The organism is Shumkonia mesophila (genome assembly GCF_026163695.1).
In the GTDB taxonomy this organism is placed as follows: Bacteria; Pseudomonadota; Alphaproteobacteria; order Rhodospirillales; family Shumkoniaceae; genus Shumkonia; species Shumkonia mesophila.
On record NZ_JAOTID010000019.1, the window covers coordinates 42879 to 64756 of the forward strand.

Sequence of the window (21878 nt, forward strand, 5' to 3'; positions counted from 1 at the left end):
CCCTCCTTCAGTTTTTTTAGCCTCGACGGGCGAACTTGGCGTCGATCTGTTTTTGGGCTCTCGCCAGGGATTCCTTGGGCGGCGTGCCGGCAATCAGCACGCGCTCGACCGCCTCCATCACCACCCGCATGATCTGCGCGGTTTCGACCTCGTAGCCCGGAATGAGAGTACTGCGCGAGGTGGAGGCCAACTCGGCGAATGTCGTCGCCCATGGATGGGCGGCCAGGAACTCCTTGGTGACCGGGACGTCGGTGGCCAGCGCATCGGGACCGGAAACATCCCGCAGCGCCTGCTGACCCTTCGGGCCGACCAGCCAGGCCAGGAACTTCATGGCCTCCGCCTGTTGCTTGCTGTGCTTGCTCACCGAGATGAAGATCTGTTGGTGGGCTCCGGGAAGCTTGAAGGGAAGGGGCGCCGCCACCAGATCGGCCGATTGCAGCGCACCGCCCGAGGCGATGTTCAAGGCGCTGCCGCTGTTGTCGATGCAGAAGACGCCCTTGTTCTCCTTGAAGCGACTGCGCTGCGTCGTCATGTCGTCGCCGATGGGGACAATCCCGGCGTCGTATACGGCCTTGAAGGCGGCGATCGCGGCGGCCGCCTCCGGGGTATCGATGGTGAGTTTCCCATCGCTGCCGACCCAGTTGACCCCATAGCCGTAGGCCCAGCTTTGGAAGTCCTTGAACCAGTTGGAGACTTCGGCCATCTGGTGGCGCGTGGCCAGCCCGATCGCGCCCGTCGCCTTGCTGACGGCCTTGGCCGACTTGATGAGGCCGGCAACGTCGGTGGGCACTTTGGCGCCGGCGGCATCGATCAGCTTCTTGTTATAGAGCAGCGCATAGACGGCGCGTTGCCATGCGATGCCCAGACGCTGGCTTTTGACCATGCCGTCGTCGTTGGTGTTGTTGAGCTTGACTCCCTCGACAGCCTTGTCCAGGGGAACCAGGAAGCCGGCCCCGGCCAGCGCATAGAAGAGCGAGTCCTGGAGGATGGCGATATCCGGGCCCTGCCCCGCCCCGATCTCGGTCGTCAGCTTGTCGGCATAGGCGGATGTGGGAATGGCCTCCTGCTCAAGTTTAACGTGGGGCGCCACATCTTGGTATTTCAGCACGGCTTCCCACAGAGACTTACCACGCAGGGCGTCCAGCCACTGCGCGTTCGAGATCACGAGGGTGACCGGAGCGTCGGCGGCGAGGGTTTCGCCCGGGCGGCCGGCGATGGCAACGGCGATGGCGATCACCGCCGTGGCGATAGCGAATGATCGTCTATGCATGCGAGCGAACATTTTAGGGACCCCTTTCTTCAGATGGCGAACTCGACACGATGGCGAGGCGCAAAGCCCTTTAACCTCTCGTACCCCGCCGGTTGACGGCAGGCCGCGGGCGGCGGACCGAAGACCTTCGAACACAGGGGGCCGCCGTGCTCATCCCGAATCCCGCAGAATCTGCTTGTTGATGCTCAAAGTTTCCTGTCTCGGTTTTCTCCTTGCCTCCTATTGACCACCCCTGTCAGGCGCGAACCCGATGAGGTTCGAGCGGCGTGTGGCAGCTCAGGTTTTCGGCGCCGTCGGCGGTGACCAGCACGCACTCGCCGACGTTGCATCCAGCCTCTAGCGGCTGGAGCCATTGGGAGTGCAGCACGAAGGTCATTCCCTCTTCGAGGCGATCGTAGTTGTGTGATGAGAGGTTGTAGGTCGGCATCGCCGGCATGCCGACCGAGTGGCCAATGTTCGGGTTGTGGGGGCCGTGGGTGGCCGGATAGACATGCATCAGCCGGCGGCCCTGCCGTTCCCAGTCCTCGTCGGGCACGTATTGGGTCTTGAACGGCCTGGGCGAACCGTCGGGCATGGCCTCCCAATTGAATGGCATGGTTCTGGCCTCCGGCGAGTCGAGGTAGCCGCGCTCGATGAACGGCTCGAAGGAGGCGTTATTGACGTCCCTGGCCAGCACGCCCGGCTTGACCTTCACCAGCGCGCGCTTGACCCCCTCCACGCACATCTCCAGCACTTCCTCCTGCTTGGCGGTGATGCGCCCGACGGCAATCATCCGGGCGGTCTGGGCGTAGTAGCCGCGGTAGGTGACGTTGGAGATGTAAAGGTTGATGAGATCGCCGGACCTGACGACGTGGCCGTAGGGCTTGCCGCAAGCGGTGCCGTAGCGGTTGATGCCGATCTGGTAGCCGTCGCCGGTCTCGCCGCCGCGGGCCAGTTGGGCGTAGGAAAACGCGGCATAGATCTCGTGATCGGTGACGCCTGGCTTGGTGACGTGATAGGCGGCCTGAATGCCGATGTCGATGAGTTGTGCGGCGGCGCGGATCAGCGCCTGCTCGCCCAAGGAGCGGACCCGCTGGACGCGGTTGAGCATCCCGCTCTCGTTGGCAAACGCCGCCTTTGGCAGGATTTTCTGAAGCGCCGCCCAGTAGGGCGCCGAGGTGCGATCGCCGATCAGCGCGAAGCTGCCGGCCGCGAGCCCGAACCGCTCCAGCACGCCCGCGGTTGCTTGGGCGGTCTTGACGGCGGTGTTACCAGGACGATCGAGGTATTCGCGGCTCCACGGCGCCACCTGCCAGATCTCCTCGACCAGGACCGGCTCGCCGTAAGGGGGCAGCAAGACGGAGCTGCCGAAGAAGGTCAGCATGACCGGTGCCTTGTCGGCATCGGTGGGTACGACCAGCAGGCCTTCCCGCGACCAGTCGCACAGGTAGCGCAGATAGGAATTGGAGGCGTGGTACCAGCCGATGATGTCGGCATGCACGAGCAGCGCGTCGTAGCCGCCGACCACCGCCTCACGGCGGAGTCGCCGCAGGCGCTCTTCGTACTCCGACGCCGGCAGCGGATTGACCGGCTTGAACTCGAACGAAGGCTCAAAGCCATCGAGTAGGCGTTCGCATCGCAGGGTCCACGCTTCCGGAAGCTTTGAAGTCGCCTTGGCCGCCATTCTTTCTCTCCCGAACTGGTGTTGAGGCCATCAGTCTCTGACCAATGCGGGACCCATGTCAACAGTCTTGTAACGTACGTTTCATATCGTCATATATAAAAGTTTTTAAAAACAACGTTGTAGCTATTTATCGAAAATAACGTCCATCTTTTATTGACCACACATGAAACATAAGTTACGATTTTTCCACGATGTAGAATCCCGCTTCGGCGGCATGCAGTGGAGAGAGTGCAATGATAAAATCAGCCACAAACATCGTTTTCGGCATTGCGGCCATGGCAATTGCCGCTGCCGCCAGCTTGGCAACGCCGGCGAACGCACAGGAATTTCGGCTCCGGTTCGGGCTGACCTTCGCCCAGACCCACCCGATTTCGCAGGGCGCCGCACTCTTCAAGGAGCAGGTGGAAAAGGCGTCGCAAGGCCGCGTGTCGATCACTCTTTATCCGTCGGGCCAGCTGGGCAGCCAAAACACCCTTCAGGAAGCCGTCGTCAATGGGCTGCTCGATTTTGCCCAGACCAGCGCGTCATCCCTGGAAGCGATCTACAAGCCGGCGGTCGTTTTGGCCCTGCCCTTCGGATACCGCGACGACGCGCATTTCCGCGGCGTCATCAAGTCGGATCTCGGCAAGGATCTGTACGAGGACATGCGCAAGAAGATCAACGTGCGCATCCTCACCACCATCTTCCAGCCGGCAAGCCAGATGACCTCCAACAAGCCGGTCCGTAGCATTGCCGACTTCAAGGGCCTGCGCCTGAGGGTGCCGCCGGTCACCGTCTGGCAGGCGTTCTGGCGCCAGGCGGGCGTCAGCCCGACCCCCATCGACTTCGCCGAACTCTACACCAGCCTGCAGACGGGAATCGTCGATGCGCAGGAGAACCCTGTCGTCAACACCTATAACGGCAAGCTGCATGAGGTTCAGAAGTACCTGATCCTGACCAGCCATGTCCGCACCATCAACATGTTCATGGTCAGCGAAGACACCTTCAAGAAGATGTCCGCAGACATCCAGCAGGCCATGTTCCAGGCTGGAGAGGCGGCGGAACGCTTCATCAATGACGCATGGGCGGTTCAGGACAAAGAAGCCTTCGTGGCCATCAAGAAGGCGGGCATCGAGGTGATCTCCATCGACACCCAGCCCCTGAACCAAGTCGCCGAAGATTTCTACAAGAGCTACCTTCCGGCCGACATCTTTGCCCGTTACGAGAAGATGCGGGCCTGGGGGAAGTGATGGACGAGAACATCGGTCCGGGCGGCATCGCCGACCCCGGCACCATGCCGGGAACCGGACCATGGGAGAAACGGGCGATGGTCGCGGAAAACGCGGTCATCGCCCTGCTGATGGCAACGACCATGGCCATCGGGCTGGCCGGCGTCGTGATGCGTTACGTATTCAACGATCCACTCAGTTGGCCGGACGAGGTTAACCGCTATTTCCTGGTCGTGCTGACGTACCTCGGCGCCTACATCAATGTCCGTCGCAACGAAAACATCCGGGCGACATCCAACCTGACGGCGTTGCTCGGACCCAGGCTGCGGACCATCGCCGCGGCGCTGCTCGAATTGGCGACGGCTGCGTTCTGCGCCTACTTCGCCTTTCTTTCCTTCAGCGTCATATGGAAGCTGATCCACAAAACTCTGGTGTCCATTCCGACCGTGCCCGTTGCCGCGTTCAATGTTTTCGTTCCCGTCTTTCTGGTGGCGATGGCCGGGGTCGCCCTGTGGCGCTGCATGCTCCTGCTGTGGGCGGCCCGGACGGGCAGCGGAGGCCAAAAATGACCTTGATCCTCCTCATGATGGGGCTGTTCTTCGTGGGTGTCCCGGTGGCCTTCTCTCTGGGCATCGCCTCCGTCCTCAGCATCTTGTTCGATCCGCACGCCGCCAATCCGTTGTTCCTGCCATTGCGCATGATGGATGGGATCGCCTCTTTTGCCCTCCTCGCCATCCCGTTTTTCATCCTGACCGCCGAGTTGATGAACACGTCTGGCATTACCGACCGTCTATTCACGTTCGCGCAAACCCTGTTCGGCCACCTACGGGGCGGTCTCGGGCACGTCAACATCGTCGCCAGCATGATCTTCTCGGGCATGTCGGGTTCCGGCCCCGCCGACGTCGCCGGGCTTGGCCGGATCGAAATCAAGGCCATGCGCGAAGCCGGCTACGATGCTCCGTTTTCGGCGTCGGTCACCGCCGCTTCCGGCGTGATCGGTCCGATCATCCCGCCCAGCATTCCGCTCGTCGTCTATGGGGCGATCGCCGAAGAATCCATCGGCAAGCTGCTGCTAGCCGGGGCCATCCCTGGAACAGTCATGGGCCTTTCGATGATGCTGGTAGTGGCCTACCGCGCACACCAGCGGAACTATCCTTCGGAGCCTTTTCCCGGCCTCGTCGTCTTGGTCGTGTCGTTTGCCCGCGCCTTCCTTTCGCTGCTGACGCCGATCATCCTGATCGGCGGCATCATCGCAGGCATCTTCACGCCGACCGAGGCGGCGATCGTTGCCGCTACCTATGCCCTCGTACTGGCGGCCATCGTCTATCGCGAGATGTCGTTCGCCCACTTAGTGCGGGCCTTCGCGGTTGCCGGGCTCGAATCGGCCAAGGTGTTGTTCATCCTGTCGATGGCCTTCGTCGTCAGTTTCGTCATCACGTCGCAGAACGCGGCGGCGGAGATCGTGGCGGCCGTATCGACGATCGTGAGTGGGCCAATCGGCTTTTTGATCTTCACTAACGTCGTCTTTCTTGTGCTGGGTCTGGTTTTCGATCTGATGACGGCGATGCTTATCGTCGTTCCGCTCATGCTCGAAATGGCCAAGCATTTCGGAGTGGATCTTGTTCACTACGGGGTCGTCGTCGTGGTCAATCTTATGATCGGCGCCATCACGCCGCCCTACGGCGTAAACATGTTCATCGCCTGCGACATCGCGAAGATCAGCATGATCGAGTTCGCCAAGGAAAGCTGGCTGTTCTACGTCGTTCTCATCATCGTCTTGGGGTTCATCACCTTCATTCCGGAACTCTCGCTTTTTCTTCCGTCTCTCGTGGCGCTTTGACAAATTTCCATCGCTGGCCAGCCATGGCCGGTGACACGATCAGCCGCCGATCCGTGGCCCAAAAAAGACATTGCTCCCAAGTCGGACCTGTCCCCTGCACCGCAAGGCGCAGGGGACTCTTTTTTGGTCCCCGGGATCAAGGATGCCGAGACATCTTTCGGTGTCGCGATGACCGCAAAGCTGAGGACCGAGATGGACCCTGCCCGAATCTGAAAACGAGACACGACCAAAACCCACTGCTCTCTCTGACATTTCGGTCAGTAGCTTCGCTTTGCGCGTTCCGCGCAGCGGGTTCGTTCTCCGGCCCCCCGTTTGTCATCCGAATCGCAGTTGCCCAGACACCCTTTGAACTTCGGCAGCTCACGTCCGCGAGTTCCAAACTCGGGCGTGGGTGCTTGGTCCGGCAGATCCATCTGCCCACTGTATCCTCGGCCGACATTACCGGGAGAAGCGAAGCCAAACTCCTCAGTGCATATGACGTGGCAGGGCATCAATGATCGCCTCCGTCATGGACTCGGTGGTTCCCCTCCCCTTCAGATCGGGGGTGTGGTTTATCGGATCAGCCAGCGCATCGGCCACGGCCCGCTCGATAGCCTCGCCCCTTTTGGCTTCGCCATGGTGACGCAACAGCAGCGCCGCCGTCAGGATCTGCGAGACGGGGTTGGCGATCCCCTTGCCGGCGATGTCGGGTGCCGTGCCGTGCACTGGCTCGAAAAGGCAGACCCGGCGCCCAAAGGTGGCGCCGCCGCCAAGGCCAACGCTGCCGGCCACTGCCGAGGCGAGATCGGACATGATGTCGCCGTACTGGTTCGGCATGACCGCGACGTCAAAGGAGGTCGGCGGCTTTGTCACGTTGCCGAACGAAGAACGCGAAGAGCCTGCGGCCACCATACTCTCAGGCGGCCGCGACCGCCGTCCGCCATGTGTCCATGGCCGCCGCACGGAAGGCGCGGTGCGTTCGGGCGGATGTCAGGTGATGTTGGACGTTGAAGGTATTGTAGACGGCCGCGTGAGTGGAAAGAAATCTCTGGGCTGATCCCTGCCTTTTGAAACCCTGCATCTTGCGTTCTCGTCGTCGGGTTGGCTGATGCGAGTTCTCAGCCCGGTTGTTACGCCAACGACCACGCTGATGGTGCCTCCCTATCCCAAGGCCACGAGCCGCCGCCCCATATGAACGCAGGTCATCCGCTATCAGCCGCTCGGGAACGAAGCCGTGTTTCTTGAGGAGCTTGCGCATCAGTTTCAACGCAGCATGCTTATCCCGTTTCGCCTGTACCAGCATATCGAGAACCTCGCCTTCAGCGTCGACAGCCCGCCACAGGTAAACAATCCAGCCATCAATCTTGAGATATCACCTCGTCCGGATGCCAGGTCGCATGGGGCTTTGGTCTACGTTTACGCAAGTCCGCGGCGATCTGGGGTCCGAAATGGTCCACCCAGCACCGAATGGTCTCATAGGAAACCGCGATGCCACGTTCCGACAACAGATCTTCGACGTCGCGGAGACTCAGGGTGAACCGGAAATAAAGCCAGATTGCCCGGTGAATGATCTCAGGCGGGAACCGGTAGCCGCTGTAGCTGATTTTCGTCATCCACTTGGCTAACGAACCGCCGGACAGACTACAAGCCGACATACAACGTGACAATGCCTTGGAAAGCGCTCTGGCTGTGAGCGCCAGGACATGGATGTTGGAAGCGAAGAAGGCTTATCCCGCTGTCCCAGGTGACACAGGATATGGATCTCTGGATGATTCGGTGTAATTCAATTAAAAAGAGTAGTCTGTCGACTTAGAGGCGGAGGGTGGCTCCTCGATCAGATCGGCGATGCACCCCCCATCGAACGACCGATAGAGAATAAACTTGACTTCCAAGTGGGCGTGAGATACGTTGTATTACGAACAGATAAGCAGGAGACCGTGATGCCCGCAACAGCGATGATTCACGTGCGCGTGGATGAAGAGGTCAAGGCACAGGCGAGCGAGACACTGGCCTCGATGGGTTTGTCTGTGTCCGATGCGGTCAGGGTGTTCTTGAAGCGTGTCGTCGTGGAAAAGGCGATGCCGTTCGAAGTGCGGGTGCCGAATGCCGAAACCCGTGCGGCAATGGCGGAGGCCAATGCCATTGTTCGCAGCCGCGACGTTCGTTTTGCCACCGCCGAGGAGTTGTTTGATGGCCTCGAAAGCGGCGGCAAGCGATAAGCGGGCGGCCTTACCTCGGGCATCGGATCACACCAAAAGCTTCTTGCGGGATTGGGAGCGGTTGTCGCGGTCCGGTCGCTACAACATGAAGCATCTCAAGGAAGCGATGCTGCTCCTGATCGCCAACGACGGACCCCTGGGGCCGGAATGACTGGATCATCCCCTGAAGGGCGATTAGGCCAATCACCGCGAATGCCACATCGGTGGCGATTTCCTTTTGATTTATCGCCTTGATGACCAAGGTCAGCGCGACATGGTGGTGTTCGTCCGCGCCGGCACGCACGCCGACCTGTTTTGAGACTTAATTTTCAACCACTATCGGGGGGAACCCCTTTTCCCAAGGGATGAGGTCGGGGCGCCGATCCTCCGGGCCCGGTCCAGTCCCAACTGAGTAGACCTTCAGCTATGGCGCTCAGGCTGCCTCGCTACCTTGCAATGGCTCGCTGAGGTCATACGACCTTTTCGTGCATGCCCTTACCCTACATCTGGTATCCACCTGGGACAGCGGGATAAGCCTCAAGCGAAGGGATCGGGCATACGGACGATAAAGCCCGCCTCTTCCAGTCGGTCCAACAGACGAACAAGTACAATCGTATCCATGGCAAGGATGTCGGCAAGGGAGCCCTGATCGATGTCCCCATATCCTGCCCCTCAACGACGCGAGAAAGATCGACCACAATCCGAGAAACTTCGAGAAACGTCCGGCCAAAACTGCGAATCTTCGCACAATTTGGAGAAACGTGCGAACTGCATGGCAACAAGGAAAATCCCTGTGGAGGAGCAATCACTCCGGGTATTGCCTCGCCTAAGCAGCTCGCAGGCGCCATCAAGGCGCGCTGGGTTTGCGAACAGGCACATCAGCAACTCAAGGAGGAACTCGGCCTCGATCACTTCGAGGGGCGATCATGGACGGGCCTTCACCGACACGCGCTGATGACGATGATCGCCTACGCCTTCCTGCAATCTCACCGCCTCAAACAAGCGGCAGGGGGAAAAAAGAATCCCCGGCCCGCCGCCACAGCCAAGCCTTCCAGCCGTCCGCAGGCGATCCTAAACGCGTTCTCACAGCCGCCACCAATCCGATGCCCACACTGCCGTAGGCCCTTCTCTCCTAAAAATCTGCCAAAGTAGTGCTTCTGTAATGGGCCTTTGCTCGTCAAGTCCCTTCGAGTGATCATCGCGCCGCCAGGATCATGCTTCTATCCGTGGTCAGCACGAAGGCTGCCACACTATGCCATCAGATCCAGAGCCGACAGGTCAATCTAGGACGCGTGATTTGCCGAGGCTTTCACAGCACTACTCCCGACCTTGCCAAGCCCTCGTCCCGGCGACGGGACCTCGAAGGAGCAGAGCCTAACTAAGCTGGCCTGCTCCGCTTCCCTTGTTTCTCCTTCACGCGGTCACGATCTCCTTGCTCCAACGGAACGCGCTGGCGTCCACCCACATGCGATGGAGGACGGTGGCAAGCTTGCGGGCCAGCGCCACCTTCGCCCGTTTCATGCCACGCCGCTTCGCGACGTCCATCGCCCAGTGTTTCAGGGCGGAGAACCGCGTGGCGCGCGTCAGCATGATATGCGCTGCTTCATAGAGCGCGGTGCGCACCATGGCATCGCCAACCTTGGTGATACTGCCGTCGAAGTCTGTTTCGCCGGATTGATATTTCTTGGGCGTCAGTCCGAAGTACGCCCCAACGGTTCGCGATTTTGCAAATCGCCTCGGGTCATCGACCGCTGAGCGATACGTCAGGGCCACCAAAGCTCCGACCCCAGGCGCGCTCATCAGTCGTTGGCAGACAGGGTCGGCGCGAGCGATCTTCAGCATCTCGCGGTGCAGCCGAGTAAATTCTTGCCACAACGCGGCACGCGCCTCCAGCATCGCGCCGATGACCGTCTCGAGCATGTCATGGCCTTCGATGAGTTCGCGAATGCGGGCCTCGAAACGCCCCCGGCTCACCTCGCCAACCTTGAGCCCGTAACCGTGCAGGATTCCGCGGATGCTGAGCTCGACGTCGAGCAGCTTGGCCTGCAACAGCTTGCGGCCGACCAGCAGCGCCCGCACTGCCTGGGCGTCCGCGGACTTAGCATGCACGGGTCGGTACCAGCCCATGCGCAGCAACTGTGCGATCCCGCGAGCATCCTTGCGGTCCGTCTTCACGGTCATGGCCGACAGTGCCGCCTTCACATGCCGCGTTTCCAGCAACACCACGTCAAGGCCGGCGTCGACCAGACCCTCGCGCCGCCACTGCGACAGTGGTCCCGCCTCAAGGCCGACCCTGATTATCGGCAGCCCAAGATCGGCAAAATGCTGCAACAGCGCCTCGGGCTCGCTCGCCACTTTCGTCTCGCGCACGATCTTGCCCGATGAATCGGCCACGCAAACGCTGCTCTGTTCCAGCGACACATCAATTCCTGCATAATAGCCCATGGTTGTCCCTCGCTTGATGCTTGGGGCCGACACAATCGGACCTCGTCCAACATCATCACTCTGAGGGACAGCCGCCTTCCTGGCTATGCGAGGAGCGCCGGCCCATTACGGCATCTAAGTATCGTTTCCACCTCCGCCAGGGTCGGTGCGGCGTCCGAGGCGCCACGACGGGTGGTCGCCAAGGCGCCGCATCCGCAGGCGAAGCGGAGTGCGGTCGGCAGTTCATCGCCGCGAGCCAGGGCGTAGGCTAGGCCGCCATTGAAACAGTCTCCAGCCGCCACCGTGTCGATCGGCTTAACGGGAAAGGTTAGAATATGGCCTTCACCCTCTGGGGAGCGGAAATAGACGCCTGCGCCACCCATTTTAACGATCGCGATCTTGAGGCCGCGCTCGGCGAGGGCGGTCGCCGCCCGAGCGGCGGAAGACGCATCTTTAGGTCTGATGCCGACCAATGCCTCGGTTTCCGCTTCATTGGGCGTCATGGCGTCAACTGATGACCAGGCCGCCGCATCAAAGCCATGCGAGGGGGCCGGCGCCGGATCAAGGATGGCCACGGCGCCGCGAGACCGAAACCGGCGTGCAGCGGCCAACGAGGCATCCAGGGGGATCTCCAACTGAAGAAGCAGGACCTTCGCTTCCCCGAGCAGCGGCTCGAGCCGCTCGACGTCGCCCCTTTCCACCGCCATGTTGGCGCCGCCGACCACGGTGATGCAGTTTTCTGCGCTTTGATCGACGCCGATCACCGCAATACCGGTCGAGTGATCCGGATCTTGGTAGAGCGCACGCGTCCTAACACCCTTTTCGGCCAATCGCTGGCGCGCCAATGTCCCGAATGTGTCGATACCGGTTCGGCCGGCCAATTCCACCTGGGCCCCCAGCTGTGCCGCCGCAACCGCTTGGTTGGCGCCCTTGCCGCCCAGCGTGATGGCATAGCTGTCGCCGTGTACCGTCTCTCCCGGTCGTGGAAGACGTGTTGCATAGGCGCAAACATCGATGTTGGTGCTGCCGAAGACGACGATACTCATAAAGCTCTCCACAAAATCCAGCCGATGGATAGTTCACATCTAGCAGGCTGCTGAAAAACGATTTCGGCACCTTGCCAACGCAAGATTGATTCGTGGGCGCCGACACCGACGCAATAACGATTCAATGCGCCGATCACCTTGATTCGAAACTTGCGCCCCGTCGATCCGCATCGGACTTTTTCAGCAGCCTGCTAGATCCGACCCATTCCCGCAATCGCGCTCGATCGCCTAGTGACGGGATCTTGATTCGGTGGTCGGGAAGGCCTTCAGCCTCGTAAAGAATCTCGGCCGTATGCTTGTTCTTCGACTTGTGCTGTCGTTGATCTGGTGGCGGCAACTGGTTCGCGAGGCGGCGATTTGGTGCACGCTGTCACAAATGAAATATTGGCTGATCCTTTGGCTGATCCTTTTGGCCTTCGGAATTGCCGAGGGACCCCGGCGGGTCGGTGTCCGGATCCTTCATCCCCCCGCAGCCAAATGCGGGAGGATGAAGCGATGCGAGATGGCGCGAAGACGGCTACAGCAAATCCCCAAGCAACTTTTCCACCTTCTTCTTATTGGCGGCGTCGAGATCGCCCAGTGGCTTGCGAGGCAATCCGGCGTCGAGCCCCTGAACCGTCAGGGTATACTTGCAGATTTCCTGCCAGTGCGGCACACCAGCGACCTTGTCGTAGAAAAAGTAGTCGATGAAGGGCTGCATCTTGAATTGCTGAGCCAGCGCCTTGTCGACATTCTTTTCGACGAGGCAGATATCCATAAGCTCGCGGCAGGCCTTCGGTAGGATCGCCGGGAAACCGCTTAACCAACCATTGGCACCGGCCAGCAGCCCTTCCATCGCCGCGTAGTCGTGACCGTAGAAGATGTCGAGCTTATCGCCGCAGTGGAATTTTAGCTCATGGACACGGTTGGCGTCGCCATGGGCCGCCTTGACGGCGTTGATAACCCCCTCGTCTAAAAGGGTCTTGATCTCCAGGGGGGTGAGCTCATACCCCGTGAACCAAGGATTGTTGTAGACCATGATCGGGATGGAGAGATTGCGGCGAAGCTCGCGGAAGTGATTCATCACTGCTTTCTTGTGGGGGTTGAGGTAGTAAGGCAGAATGATCATCACCCCATCGGCGCCGTGGTCCTCGGCGAATTTGCTGAGGGTCACGGTGTGCATCGTGGGATAAACACCGGTACCGCAGAAGACAGGAACCTCCCCTGCAACAAAACTCAGCACATGCTCTATGATCGCCATCTGCTCGGTCATGTTCATGGTGATGTTTTCACCGGTGCTGCCGCAGATCGAGAGATTCTGCGCTCCCTGATCGATGAGCCAGCGCAGGTACTTTTCCATCTTGGATTTGCTGTAGCTCTGATCGCTGTTCCAGATTGTCATGCACGCAGGCATGAGGCCAACGGCCCTCTTCATCATTACTTCTCCTTTTGCGTTGAGTGGATCACCGAAAAATCCTAACGATCAACACCGCAGTACAATAACTGTACAATATATGTACTTCAGCTTTACTTTCGCTGTCTGCAGTTATCAAATTTAAAAACCAATTATTGCTCCCATATTGTGATGATGAAATTACACACGACATTCCACCCCCGGCGCAAAGGCGATCCGTTGCACCAGTACCCCTTCGCGGTGGGCGGAACGCTGTTGGCGGGCCGCCCACCGCCTCGGTGAGCCATCGGACCTAAGGCGCAACGCGCCCCCCGGCATTAGCCTCGGCGTCTTGCTACTTGCCGGGCTTTGCCCCAAAGCCGAGCGCGGTCATAACCTGTTGCGTCTGCAGCTCGTGCTGCTTGATGAAGGCTGCAAAATCCTTGGATCCCAGGTACTTGGTCCCGAAACCGCGATTCTTCATGCCACCCAGGAAGCCTTCGGACTCATAGGCCTTGTGGATCTGCTCATTGATCACGGAAATAAGCGTCGGATCCATCCCCGCCGGACCTGCAACGCCACGCCACGTGCCTCCGGAAACGGCTTTCCCCGTCACCTCTTCTGCCGTCGGGACGTTCGGATACTTCGCAAGACGTTCGTGGGCCAGAACCCCGACCGTCTTGACGAGCCCCGCATCGGCCAGGGCATCCGTTTCGGGAATCGAGCAGAGGACGACATCGATTCCGCCGGAAACCAGTTCCTGCAGTCCTGCCGCCGACCCTTGCGCTGGAATGAGATTGATCTTGGAAACATCGACGCCTTCGGCGAGCATCAAGGAAACGAACGGAATGTCCCAACTGGCGCTGCAGGTCCCGCCGCAGGAGATCCGCAGGCTGGCCGGATCCGCCTTCATCGCCCTGATGATGTCGCCCAGGGACTCGAACTTGGATTTAGTCGCGACATGGATTGCCGCAGGATCGACATTGATCAAGGCGATCGGCGTAAAGTTTTCGCTTGTGAAATTAGCTTGGCCGAGCACCTTGAACTGCGCGAAAGGCGAAAGTTGGCCCAGTGTATAGCCGTCCGGTGCCGCGGACGTATAGGTTGTGTAGCCAACAATGCCACCGCCCTGGGCTTGGTTGATGACGTTGAACGGCTGCCGCGTATTGGCTTCCAGACCGCGAGCCAACAGACGCATGGTATAGTCGCTGCCGCCGCCCGCTCCCGCCACGACGATCAGATTAACGGGTCGCTCTGGCCACTGCGCATAGGATACACCAGCAATCAGGGCGTTAAAGGCGATCCCGCAGAGGATCGACGTCATAAGGTTGTTCCGCATCTTCATTTTCTCCCCATTTTCCTATTGAGATTTATTTTGACGGAAAGACACATGTCGATGTTTAATTAAGTTGTAGATATGGATTTAAAAAACTATAGATTGATATATTTAGACATTGGCAAGATTTTTCATTACTGATTCCGTCTATGCTGTATCGCTTTCCCGTCTGTTCTCTGAAACAAGCACGGAGCCTCCCTCGGGGGCGTCGTGACGCGAGGCGAAGGCTTTCAGACCGACGGCCAGCAACCAGACACCGATCGTGAACACGCCGATCGTGCCGCCGATCGGCCGGGAAAAGAAAATCAGGAGATCGCCCTGCGACTTGAGCATGGTCGTCATGAAGGTCTGCTCGAGCAGCGGCCCGAGTATCAGGCCGAGGATCGCCGGAGCGAGAGGAATCGCGTTCGCTTCCATGAAGTAGCCGAGCATCCCGAAGACGGCTATCAGACCAACAGCAAAGAGCGTATTCTCCACCGAAAAGGCGCCGAGGATGCAGAAGAGCAGGATGACGGACGAAATGTGACTCGTCGGCAGTTTGAGGATAAGACCAAACCCGCGGATGCACAGTATGCCCAGCGGTATGATCAATATATTTGCGATAAAGAATATCGCAAAAATTGAATATATCACCTCCGGCCGATTCAAAAATAGTGTTGGGCCAGGATTAACACCCTTGATGAACATGACACTGATGACGATCGCCGTGATCGCGTCGCCAGGGATCCCGAAGACCGTTGCAGGAATGTAGGCGCCCCCGAGACTGGCATTGTTGGCCGCACTTGCCGACATGATGCGTTCGATCACCCCCTCTTCCTGTTGGCTTTGGCCGATGCGCGAAACCTTGCGAGCAAGGGCGTAGGAAATCCAGGCCGCGATATCGGATCCAGCGCCGGGTAGCGAGCCGACGACGGTGCCGATGAGACTACCTCGAAGAATGCCGACTTTATGCGACCAGACGAGAGGGCCGGCCGTCCGCACGATCGAGCCGATCCGTCCAGTTTCGCCACGGCCGCGAAAGTCGGAATTGGCATTGCGCATCAGTTCGGAAATCGCGAAAAGGCCTATCAGGATGGGGATAAGACCGAGCCCGCCCATCAGGTTGGTCGACCCGAAGGTAAAGCGGGGCATTCCCGAGACCGGGTCGAGGCCGACGGTTGCAAAAAAGAGCCCGAGAAGAAGTGAAGCCAAGCCTTTGAGCAGCGAGGGGCCGGCAACGAAGGCTGCACAACTGAGTCCAAGAACACCCAGCCAGAAATATTCCACGCTGGAGAAGGAAAGCGCAACACGAGCCAGCCACGGCGCCGCTAATGTCAGGACCAGCGCACTGAAAAGCCCTCCTGCCGCGGAAGCGAACAATCCGGCGCCCAGGGCCAAGGCGGATTTACCCGCCAATGTCAGACTGTAGGCATCATCCGTATAGGCGGCCGAGGCCGGCGTTCCAGGCATACGAAGCAACGCACCGGGAATATCTCCCGCAAAAATTGCCATGGCCGACGCCGTGATAATGGAGGCGATCGCCGGCAGCGGTTTCATGAAGATGATGAACGGAACCAGCAGGGCGGTCGCCATCAAAGCCGTGAGACCGGGAATGGCGCCGATCACCAATCCATAGACGGCGGAAATGATGATGACCGTCAGCAGATAAGGATCAGCCAGTTGTGACAGGACGGCAAACGGATCTACCACATGAACCATCCTGAAATGGGCATGAGGATCCCCCATGCCAGTGGCACATGAAGGAACGAAGCAAACGCCACGTTGACGACCAGGGCCACGCTGAACCCGACAGCAACGCTTTGACCGACGGAGACTCCACTCGTTTTCATAATCGCCGCGAGAAGGACAGTGGCGGTCGCCAGAAAGCCTAGAGGCTCGACCACGACCATGTAGAAGACGATGCCGAGCGGCAGAATCCAGAAGCGGATGAACTTCCTGAGAGAGCCGATCCAGTCAGGCGCAACCGCCAGCGGCTGTGTTCGAAAAGTGCGGACACTCCGGAGCGTGATGCCGGCGCCGACGAGCGTCAAACCGACACCAACAAGAAAGGGGAAGAATCCCGGTCCGTAGGTCAGATGGCGCGGCGGGGTGAGCGTTTGCGCATAGGCGGCAATGGAGGCGCCGACGCACAGAAGCACTATCCCGACAAACGCGTCGTGCACTTTCATGATCGCGCCCTGCAGTGCTACTTGGCGTAGCCGAGCGCTTTCATGACGCGCAGTGTCTCTTTTTCGTGCTGCGTCATGAGGGCGGCAAGTTCATCGGGCCCCATCCACTTCACGCCAAAATTGGCGGTCGCCATGGCGTTGCGGAATTCCTCCGAGCGCACGGCTCCGCGAACCGCCTTCTCCCAAACCTTAACGACTTCTGGAGGCAATCCGGCTGGCCCGGCCAACGCGCGCCATGTCCCCCCATCCACTGCATGCCCGACCGTTGCACCCGCCAGGGGCACATCTTCGAATCCAGGAACCGGAGAAGGGCTGAGAACCGCCAAAGCCCGAACGAGCCCCGCCTTCATGAGGGAGGAGGCCTCGGGCAGCGACACCGTCTGAAAATCAACGCCCTTGGAAGCAAGTTCCGTCAAACCGGTAGAGGCTCCTTGGCCAGGAATCCAGCCGATCTTCGCGACTTGGATGCCATAGTCGAGCATCATCGCCGCCACGGGCACGTCCCAAACACTGCCGCAACCACCACTGCAGTGAATCTTGTAGTTCGACGGAGCCGCCTTCAACGCTTCGAGCGCATCCTTGAGATTCTTAAAGGGAGAGTCCGCAGCAACCACCAGCGACGAGGAGTCGCCGTTGAAATTGGCAATGGGCGTGAAATCGGATGCAGAAAAGTGGGCCTGGCCTGTAAAGCTGTATCCCGCATAAGGGAACAGCAAACCGATGGTATAGCCATCCGGCTTGGCATTGATGAGCGTGGTCAACCCGACCACACCGCCGCCCTGCCCTTGGTTAATGATAGTGATCGGCTGATCGAGGAACGTTTCCAAGTCACGCGCCAGCAGCCGAGTGGTCGTATCGCCACCACCGCCAGCCGCCGCAGGCACGACAACAGTCAGAGGCCTTTGTGGAAATTCCTCGGCGTACGCCCCACTCCCGAATACCAGCGCAAGCAGTAGCGCAACGGCAAGACAATGCATTCGCCCCATCGAATAACCTCCCAACTTTCTACCAAGCTATCCGAAGGACTAAACCAACCCTCTCTCGCTGTCAATCCCGAATAGTGGAATTAAATGGCTAAATATATATGTTAATTCCTTAACCGCTCCAACCGAGCTTGCAAGAGATCTCATCCGCCGTCTGGATAATAGCCGGGGCCAAGCCTTGAATGCGGCTCAGCGGCATCCTGGCGCTGGGTCCGGAAACGCTCACGGAAGCAAACACCTGGCCGCGGGAATCGCGTATGGGAGCGCCGATGCAGCGCACTCCGATTTCGTTTTCCTCGTCATCGACGGCAAAGCCGCGCTGACGGGTCAACTCGAGGTCGGCCAATAACGCTTCCAAGGTCGAAAGCGTGTGCTCCGTGCGTGGTTCCAATCCTTCTTCAGCGACGATCCTCAAGATCAACTCTTGCTCCTGAAAAGCCAAAAACGCCTTACCGACGCCGGTGCAATACGTCGGAGCCGCTTCAATAGTCGTCAGTGTTGTCAGCCGCGTGCCACCCATCTCTTCGCGCTCGATGCAGGCCATCTGGCTGCCGTCAAACATATGAAGATGAACGATTTCGCCCGTCAGTTGATGCAGCGCCAAGACATAAGAATGCGCATGATGGTTCAAGTCCAGGTTGGCAATAACCACGCTGCCGAAGTAGAACATTTTGAGACCCAGGCGGTACGTTTGCCGACGCCCGTCCTGGTCAAGCAATCCGACATCGCGCAAAGAGGCAACAATACGGTGGATAGTCGTCCGCGGCAGGCTTGTTGCTTCCATAATCTCGGCGATGGAAAGCTGGCCACGCGCACGCGTGAAGCAACCGAGAACGGCAGCCATCTTGTAGAAGAGCTTTGCTCCGCCGTCGCGACTCGTGCTGGTATTCCTGTTGTCGGTCGAGGTCATTCCGGTCCTTAAGGTCGATGCTGGGAACGATTGCGCTAAGCGTTCACTGTTTCTCTCATGAGAGGCAAGGGGCCTGAAAGAGCGCAAATTACGGATGGATGTGGCCAAGTCATCTTGCACAATACAGCCTACCCCAAAACCGCCCCGTCATAAGAGGAATTTCGAAGCGTCATCGTCGCTTATTATTCCGCACTGCGAGATAAAAGCAAGATGAGCATGAGATTGCCGCAGAACCTCTCCGCCTAGCACTAGGCCGATTTTTGGAGAGACGAGCATTTTGGGGATTGAACTAACCCGCTGGCGCGGGAGGTAGGGTCGGCACCGGACGGAAGGTTTCCGGTTTGAGAGGATATCGGGTGTTGAAGCCCGACCTATCAGACAGGAGAAGCCCGATGGTGGAGATGAGCCCTCTGCGCCGGCGGATGATCGAGGGCATGACGGTCCGCAATCTGTCGCCGGCGACGCAACGGTCCTATGTTCACGCGATCTCGAAGTTCAGCCGCCATTTCAAGCGGTCGCCGAACCGGCTTGGTCTGGAGGACGTTCGCGCCTACCAAGTGCATCTCGTTTCGAAGGGCATCTCATGGCCGGGGCTGAACCAGACGGTATGTGCGCTGCGGTTCTTCTACGGCGTGACGCTGGGCCATGGGGAGATCCCGGAGTGGATCCCCTATGCGCGCGAGTCGCGTACGCTGCCGGTGGTGCTGAGCGCCGACGAGGTGGTGCGGTTTCTCGAAGCGGTACCGAGCCTGAAGACCCGCACTGCCTTGACGGCCGCCTATGCGGCGGGGCTGCGTACATCGGAGGCGGTCGGCCTCAGGATCGGCGATATCGACAGCCGGCGGATGGCGATCCGGGTCGAGCATGGCAAGGGCGGCAAGGACCGCTATGTCATGCTGTCGGCGCAACTGCTGCGGATTTTGCGCACCTACTGGCGACTGGCGCGGCCTAATGAGTGGCTGTTTCCCGGCCGCGACGGCAGCAGCCCGATCGATGTGCAGGTGCTCTATGCCGCCTGCCGCTCGGCCGCGGCGGCGGCGGGTCTCGGCAAGCGGGTAACGGTGCACACCCTGCGCCACAGCTTCGCCACCCACCTTCTCGAGAACGGCACCGACATCCGCATCATTCAGGTGCTGCTTGGCCACAACAACCCGATCTACGGCGGCGCCTACGCCTATGGTAGGACGGGATCTGCATCGGAATACGGGGCGACGACGGCTCGCTCACGCCGCCGCCGCAAGGCGCGCGAGGAATGGTTGGCGTTGATCCCGAAAGCTCATGAAGGCTACGTCAGTTGGGAGAGGGCGGAGGCGATCCGCAAGATGGTCAGCGACAATGTGCCTACGAGCCGGCATCACGGAGCACCCAAGCATGGTGATGCCCTGCTTGCCGGTCTTGTCCGCTGCCGGCGGTGCGGCCGCAAACTGACGGTCCGCTACACCGGAACCCGGCACGACATTCCCCGCTATTCCTGCTGGCGGGGTTTGCTCGACAATGGCGAGCCGCGGTGCATCGCCTTCGGTGGGCTGCGGGCCGACGACGCCATTGAGGAAGCGCTTTTCCAGGTCGTCGAACCGGGCGCCATTGCTGCCGCTGTCGAAGCCGCGGCACAAGCCGCCCACCGCCGTGATCAGGTTCGCGATGCGCTGATGCGCGATCTCGAGGCTGCCCACTACAGCGCCGATCGGGCATTCCGGCAATATGACGCCTCGGACCTCGAGAATTGGTTGGTTGCCGCGGAACTGGAGACGCGATGGAACCGCGCCCTTTCCCATGTCGACGGGATCGAGAGCCGGATTGTCGAGCATGATGCCGCGAAGCCGGAACCATCCTCTCTGTCGTTGCCGGACATCACCGCGCTCGGCGGAGACCTTCGGGCTGTCTGGTCGGCGCCGACAACGGATGCCAGGCTCAAGAAGCGCATCGTGCGCACCCTCATCCACGAGGTGATCGCCGATATCGATGATGAGGCATCCGAGATCGTGCTTCTGATCCATTGGATCGGTGGCGTGCATACCGAACGGCGCCTGCCGAAGCGGCGCCGAGGGCAGCGCAACAGTACTTCCCCCGATATCATCGCGGCCGTCCGGCACTTGGTGCTCATTGCCAATGATGATCTGATTGCCGGCATCCTCAACCGAAACGGCCTGGTGACCGGACACGGCAATCGCTGGACACGCGAACGGGTCACCGCGCTCCGGTCACACCACAAAATCCGCGTCTTCCGCCCACAGGCAAGCGTCAGGAACCAGTGGGCGTTCAAACACTCCGCCCGGAGCTTGCTGTTGAAGGCTTCGATGTAGCCATTGTCGGTCGGCTTGCCTGGCCGTGAGAAGTCCAGCGTCACGTCGTTGGCATAGGCCCAGAGATCAAGGTCGCGGGAGACGAATTCGCTGCCGTTGTCGACCCGGGTCGTCTTCGGATAGCCGATCTGCGCACATACCCGCTCCAAGGTCTGCACCACGTCCTCTCCGCGATAGGTGAACCGCGGATCCGTGGCCGGGCAGTAGCGTGAATGGGTATCGACGACGGTCAGGATACGCAGCTTCCTTCCTGTCGCCAGTTGGTCGTGGACAAAGTCCATCGCCCAGACATCGTTCGGCCCGACAGCCTCCTGCCGATCCTCCCGCAACTTCGCCTTCACGCGCCGCTTGGGGTACTTGTTGGTGACGCCGTTCTCGGTGCGGCAGAAGCGCAGGGCGTCGAGGGCCGGATGCTCGCCGACCACCAGGCCGCCGGGCACGTTGCAGCCCTTGTCAACGATCACCTTCTTGAGGACGCAGTGGCGGTTGAGACTGACGTCCGGGAGGATCACCGAATCCTCCACCAGCGCGAAGGAGTGCACGCGCACGTTGGTCGACAGCAGCGACCGTCGAACCGTTGCCCCCGAGATGATGCAGCCCGCCGACACCAGCGACTGCACCGCCATGCCGCGGCGCAGGTCGTCGTCGAAGACGAACTTCGCCGGCGCGCGCTGGGCCTGGTAGGTCCAGATCGGCCACAGGGGATCGTAAAGATTGAGCGACGGGTTGACCGTGGTGAGGTCCAGGTTGGCCTCCCAGTAGGCGTCCACCGTGCCGACGTCGCGCCAGTAGGGTTCTCCCACGCCGTTGTCGGAGGTCGACATGATGCTGCTGTTGCGCAGCCGGTGGGCAAACAGCCGGCAATTGGAAACCAGGGATGGAATGACGTCCTTGCCAAAATCGTGCGACGACGGTTTGTCCTCGGCATCACGCTGGAGCGCGTCGTAGAGAAGCTCGGCGTTGAACACATAGATGCCCATACTGGCAAACGCGCGGTCGAACCGGCCGGGGATCGGCGGCGGTTCCTTCGGCTTTTCGAGGAAGCCGGCGATGCGGTCATGCTCGTCGACGCCCACCACGCCAAATTCGGTGGCCTGGGCAATCGGCACCTCGACGCAGGAAACGGTGACGTCGGCGCCCTTGGCGATGTGCTCGGCCAGCATGCGACTGTAGTCCTG

The 21878-nt window shown here is 60.0% G+C and carries 17 protein-coding genes and 5 pseudogenes; 7 read left to right on the forward strand and 15 right to left on the reverse strand.

Features of this window, described 5'->3' with window-relative positions:
• Positions 1-16: 16 nt before the first annotated feature.
• Positions 17-1270: an ABC transporter substrate-binding protein gene (locus tag ODR01_RS22375; protein WP_316979938.1), complete on the reverse strand. Its 1254-nt coding sequence runs from the start codon at positions 1268-1270 to the stop codon at positions 17-19.
• A 235-nt stretch (positions 1271-1505) separates the two neighbouring features.
• Positions 1506-2933 carry a M24 family metallopeptidase gene (locus ODR01_RS22380; protein WP_316979939.1) on the reverse strand — a complete coding sequence of 476 codons (1428 nt, stop codon included), beginning with the start codon at positions 2931-2933 and terminating at the stop codon, positions 1506-1508.
• A gap of 233 nt (positions 2934-3166) precedes the next feature.
• Between ODR01_RS22380 and ODR01_RS22385 the strand changes: the two genes are divergently transcribed.
• Genes ODR01_RS22385 through ODR01_RS22395 form a run of 3 tightly spaced genes read left to right on the forward strand, consistent with a single transcriptional unit; the run spans position 3167 to position 5981 of the window.
• Entirely contained in the window at positions 3167-4162 is a 996-nt protein-coding gene (locus tag ODR01_RS22385) for a TRAP transporter substrate-binding protein (protein WP_316979940.1), read from the forward strand.
• Positions 4162-4710 carry a TRAP transporter small permease gene (locus ODR01_RS22390; protein ID WP_316979941.1) on the forward strand — a complete coding sequence of 183 codons (549 nt, stop codon included), beginning with the start codon at positions 4162-4164 and terminating at the stop codon, positions 4708-4710. Before ODR01_RS22385 ends, ODR01_RS22390 begins: the two co-directional genes overlap by 1 nt.
• Positions 4707-5981: a TRAP transporter large permease gene (locus ODR01_RS22395; protein WP_316979942.1), complete on the forward strand. Its 1275-nt coding sequence runs from the start codon at positions 4707-4709 to the stop codon at positions 5979-5981. The genes ODR01_RS22390 and ODR01_RS22395 overlap by 4 nt, the downstream gene beginning before the upstream one ends.
• A 465-nt stretch (positions 5982-6446) precedes the next feature.
• On the opposite strand, the gene ODR01_RS22400 is transcribed toward ODR01_RS22395, so the two are convergent.
• A complete protein-coding gene (locus ODR01_RS22400; protein ID WP_316979943.1) occupies positions 6447-6872 on the reverse strand; it encodes an isocitrate/isopropylmalate family dehydrogenase in 426 nt (141 codons plus the stop codon).
• Between the two features lie 4 nt (positions 6873-6876).
• Positions 6877-7573 (reverse strand): annotated as a pseudogene (locus ODR01_RS22405) (IS6 family transposase).
• Positions 7574-7900: 327 nt separating this feature from the next.
• Between ODR01_RS22405 and ODR01_RS22410 the strand changes: the two are divergent.
• Positions 7901-8179 (forward strand): type II toxin-antitoxin system RelB/DinJ family antitoxin, encoded by a 279-nt coding sequence (locus tag ODR01_RS22410; protein ID WP_316979944.1) that lies wholly within the window; start codon positions 7901-7903, stop codon positions 8177-8179.
• A 193-nt stretch (positions 8180-8372) separates the two neighbouring features.
• Positions 8373-8477 (forward strand): annotated as a pseudogene (locus ODR01_RS25305) (type II toxin-antitoxin system YafQ family toxin); the annotation flags it as partial.
• A gap of 218 nt (positions 8478-8695) precedes the next feature.
• On the opposite strand, the gene ODR01_RS25310 reads toward ODR01_RS25305, so the two are convergent.
• The gene (locus tag ODR01_RS25310; protein ID WP_394356866.1) at positions 8696-8812 is read right to left on the reverse strand and encodes a MarR family transcriptional regulator; all 117 of its coding nucleotides are present in this window, start codon (positions 8810-8812) and stop codon (positions 8696-8698) included.
• 174 nt (positions 8813-8986) lie between these two features.
• On the opposite strand from ODR01_RS25310, the pseudogene ODR01_RS22415 reads away from it, so the two are divergent.
• Positions 8987-9279 (forward strand): annotated as a pseudogene (locus tag ODR01_RS22415) (IS701 family transposase); the annotation flags it as partial.
• 292 nt (positions 9280-9571) lie between these two features.
• Here ODR01_RS22415 and ODR01_RS22420 read toward each other — a convergent pair.
• From ODR01_RS22420 to ODR01_RS22455, 8 genes are all read right to left on the reverse strand, one after another.
• Positions 9572-10603, reverse strand: coding sequence for an IS110 family RNA-guided transposase (locus ODR01_RS22420; RefSeq protein ID WP_316979945.1), 1032 nt, complete (start codon positions 10601-10603; stop codon positions 9572-9574).
• Positions 10604-10686: 83 nt separating this feature from the next.
• Complete coding sequence (rbsK, locus tag ODR01_RS22425; RefSeq protein WP_316979946.1) at positions 10687-11628, reverse strand: ribokinase; 942 nt, start codon at positions 11626-11628, stop codon at positions 10687-10689.
• A 517-nt stretch (positions 11629-12145) separates the two neighbouring features.
• The gene (locus ODR01_RS22430) at positions 12146-13045 is read right to left on the reverse strand and encodes a dihydrodipicolinate synthase family protein (protein ID WP_316979947.1); all 900 of its coding nucleotides are present in this window, start codon (positions 13043-13045) and stop codon (positions 12146-12148) included.
• Positions 13046-13355: 310 nt separating this feature from the next.
• A complete protein-coding gene (locus ODR01_RS22435; RefSeq protein WP_316979948.1) occupies positions 13356-14345 on the reverse strand; it encodes a Bug family tripartite tricarboxylate transporter substrate binding protein in 990 nt (329 codons plus the stop codon).
• Positions 14346-14483: 138 nt separating this feature from the next.
• A complete protein-coding gene (locus ODR01_RS22440) occupies positions 14484-16025 on the reverse strand; it encodes a tripartite tricarboxylate transporter permease (RefSeq protein ID WP_394356865.1) in 1542 nt (513 codons plus the stop codon).
• Positions 16019-16504: a tripartite tricarboxylate transporter TctB family protein gene (locus ODR01_RS22445; protein WP_316979949.1), complete on the reverse strand. Its 486-nt coding sequence runs from the start codon at positions 16502-16504 to the stop codon at positions 16019-16021. Before ODR01_RS22445 ends, ODR01_RS22440 begins: the two co-directional genes overlap by 7 nt.
• 17 nt (positions 16505-16521) lie before the next feature.
• Positions 16522-17490 (reverse strand): tripartite tricarboxylate transporter substrate binding protein, encoded by a 969-nt coding sequence (locus ODR01_RS22450; RefSeq protein ID WP_316979950.1) that lies wholly within the window; start codon positions 17488-17490, stop codon positions 16522-16524.
• A 109-nt stretch (positions 17491-17599) separates the two neighbouring features.
• Positions 17600-18397 (reverse strand): IclR family transcriptional regulator, encoded by a 798-nt coding sequence (locus tag ODR01_RS22455; protein WP_316979951.1) that lies wholly within the window; start codon positions 18395-18397, stop codon positions 17600-17602.
• A 422-nt stretch (positions 18398-18819) separates the two neighbouring features.
• Between ODR01_RS22455 and ODR01_RS22460 the strand changes: the two genes are divergently transcribed.
• The gene (locus tag ODR01_RS22460; protein ID WP_449441461.1) at positions 18820-20700 is read left to right on the forward strand and encodes a tyrosine-type recombinase/integrase; all 1881 of its coding nucleotides are present in this window, start codon (positions 18820-18822) and stop codon (positions 20698-20700) included.
• Here the strand turns inward: ODR01_RS22460 and ODR01_RS22465 are convergent.
• Positions 20604-21062 (reverse strand): annotated as a pseudogene (locus ODR01_RS22465) (DDE-type integrase/transposase/recombinase); the annotation flags it as partial. The gene ODR01_RS22460 and the pseudogene ODR01_RS22465 sit on opposite strands and share 97 nt — an antisense overlap.
• Positions 21045-21878, reverse strand: a pseudogene (locus ODR01_RS22470) (sugar phosphate nucleotidyltransferase); the annotation flags it as partial. The pseudogenes ODR01_RS22465 and ODR01_RS22470, both read right to left, overlap by 18 nt.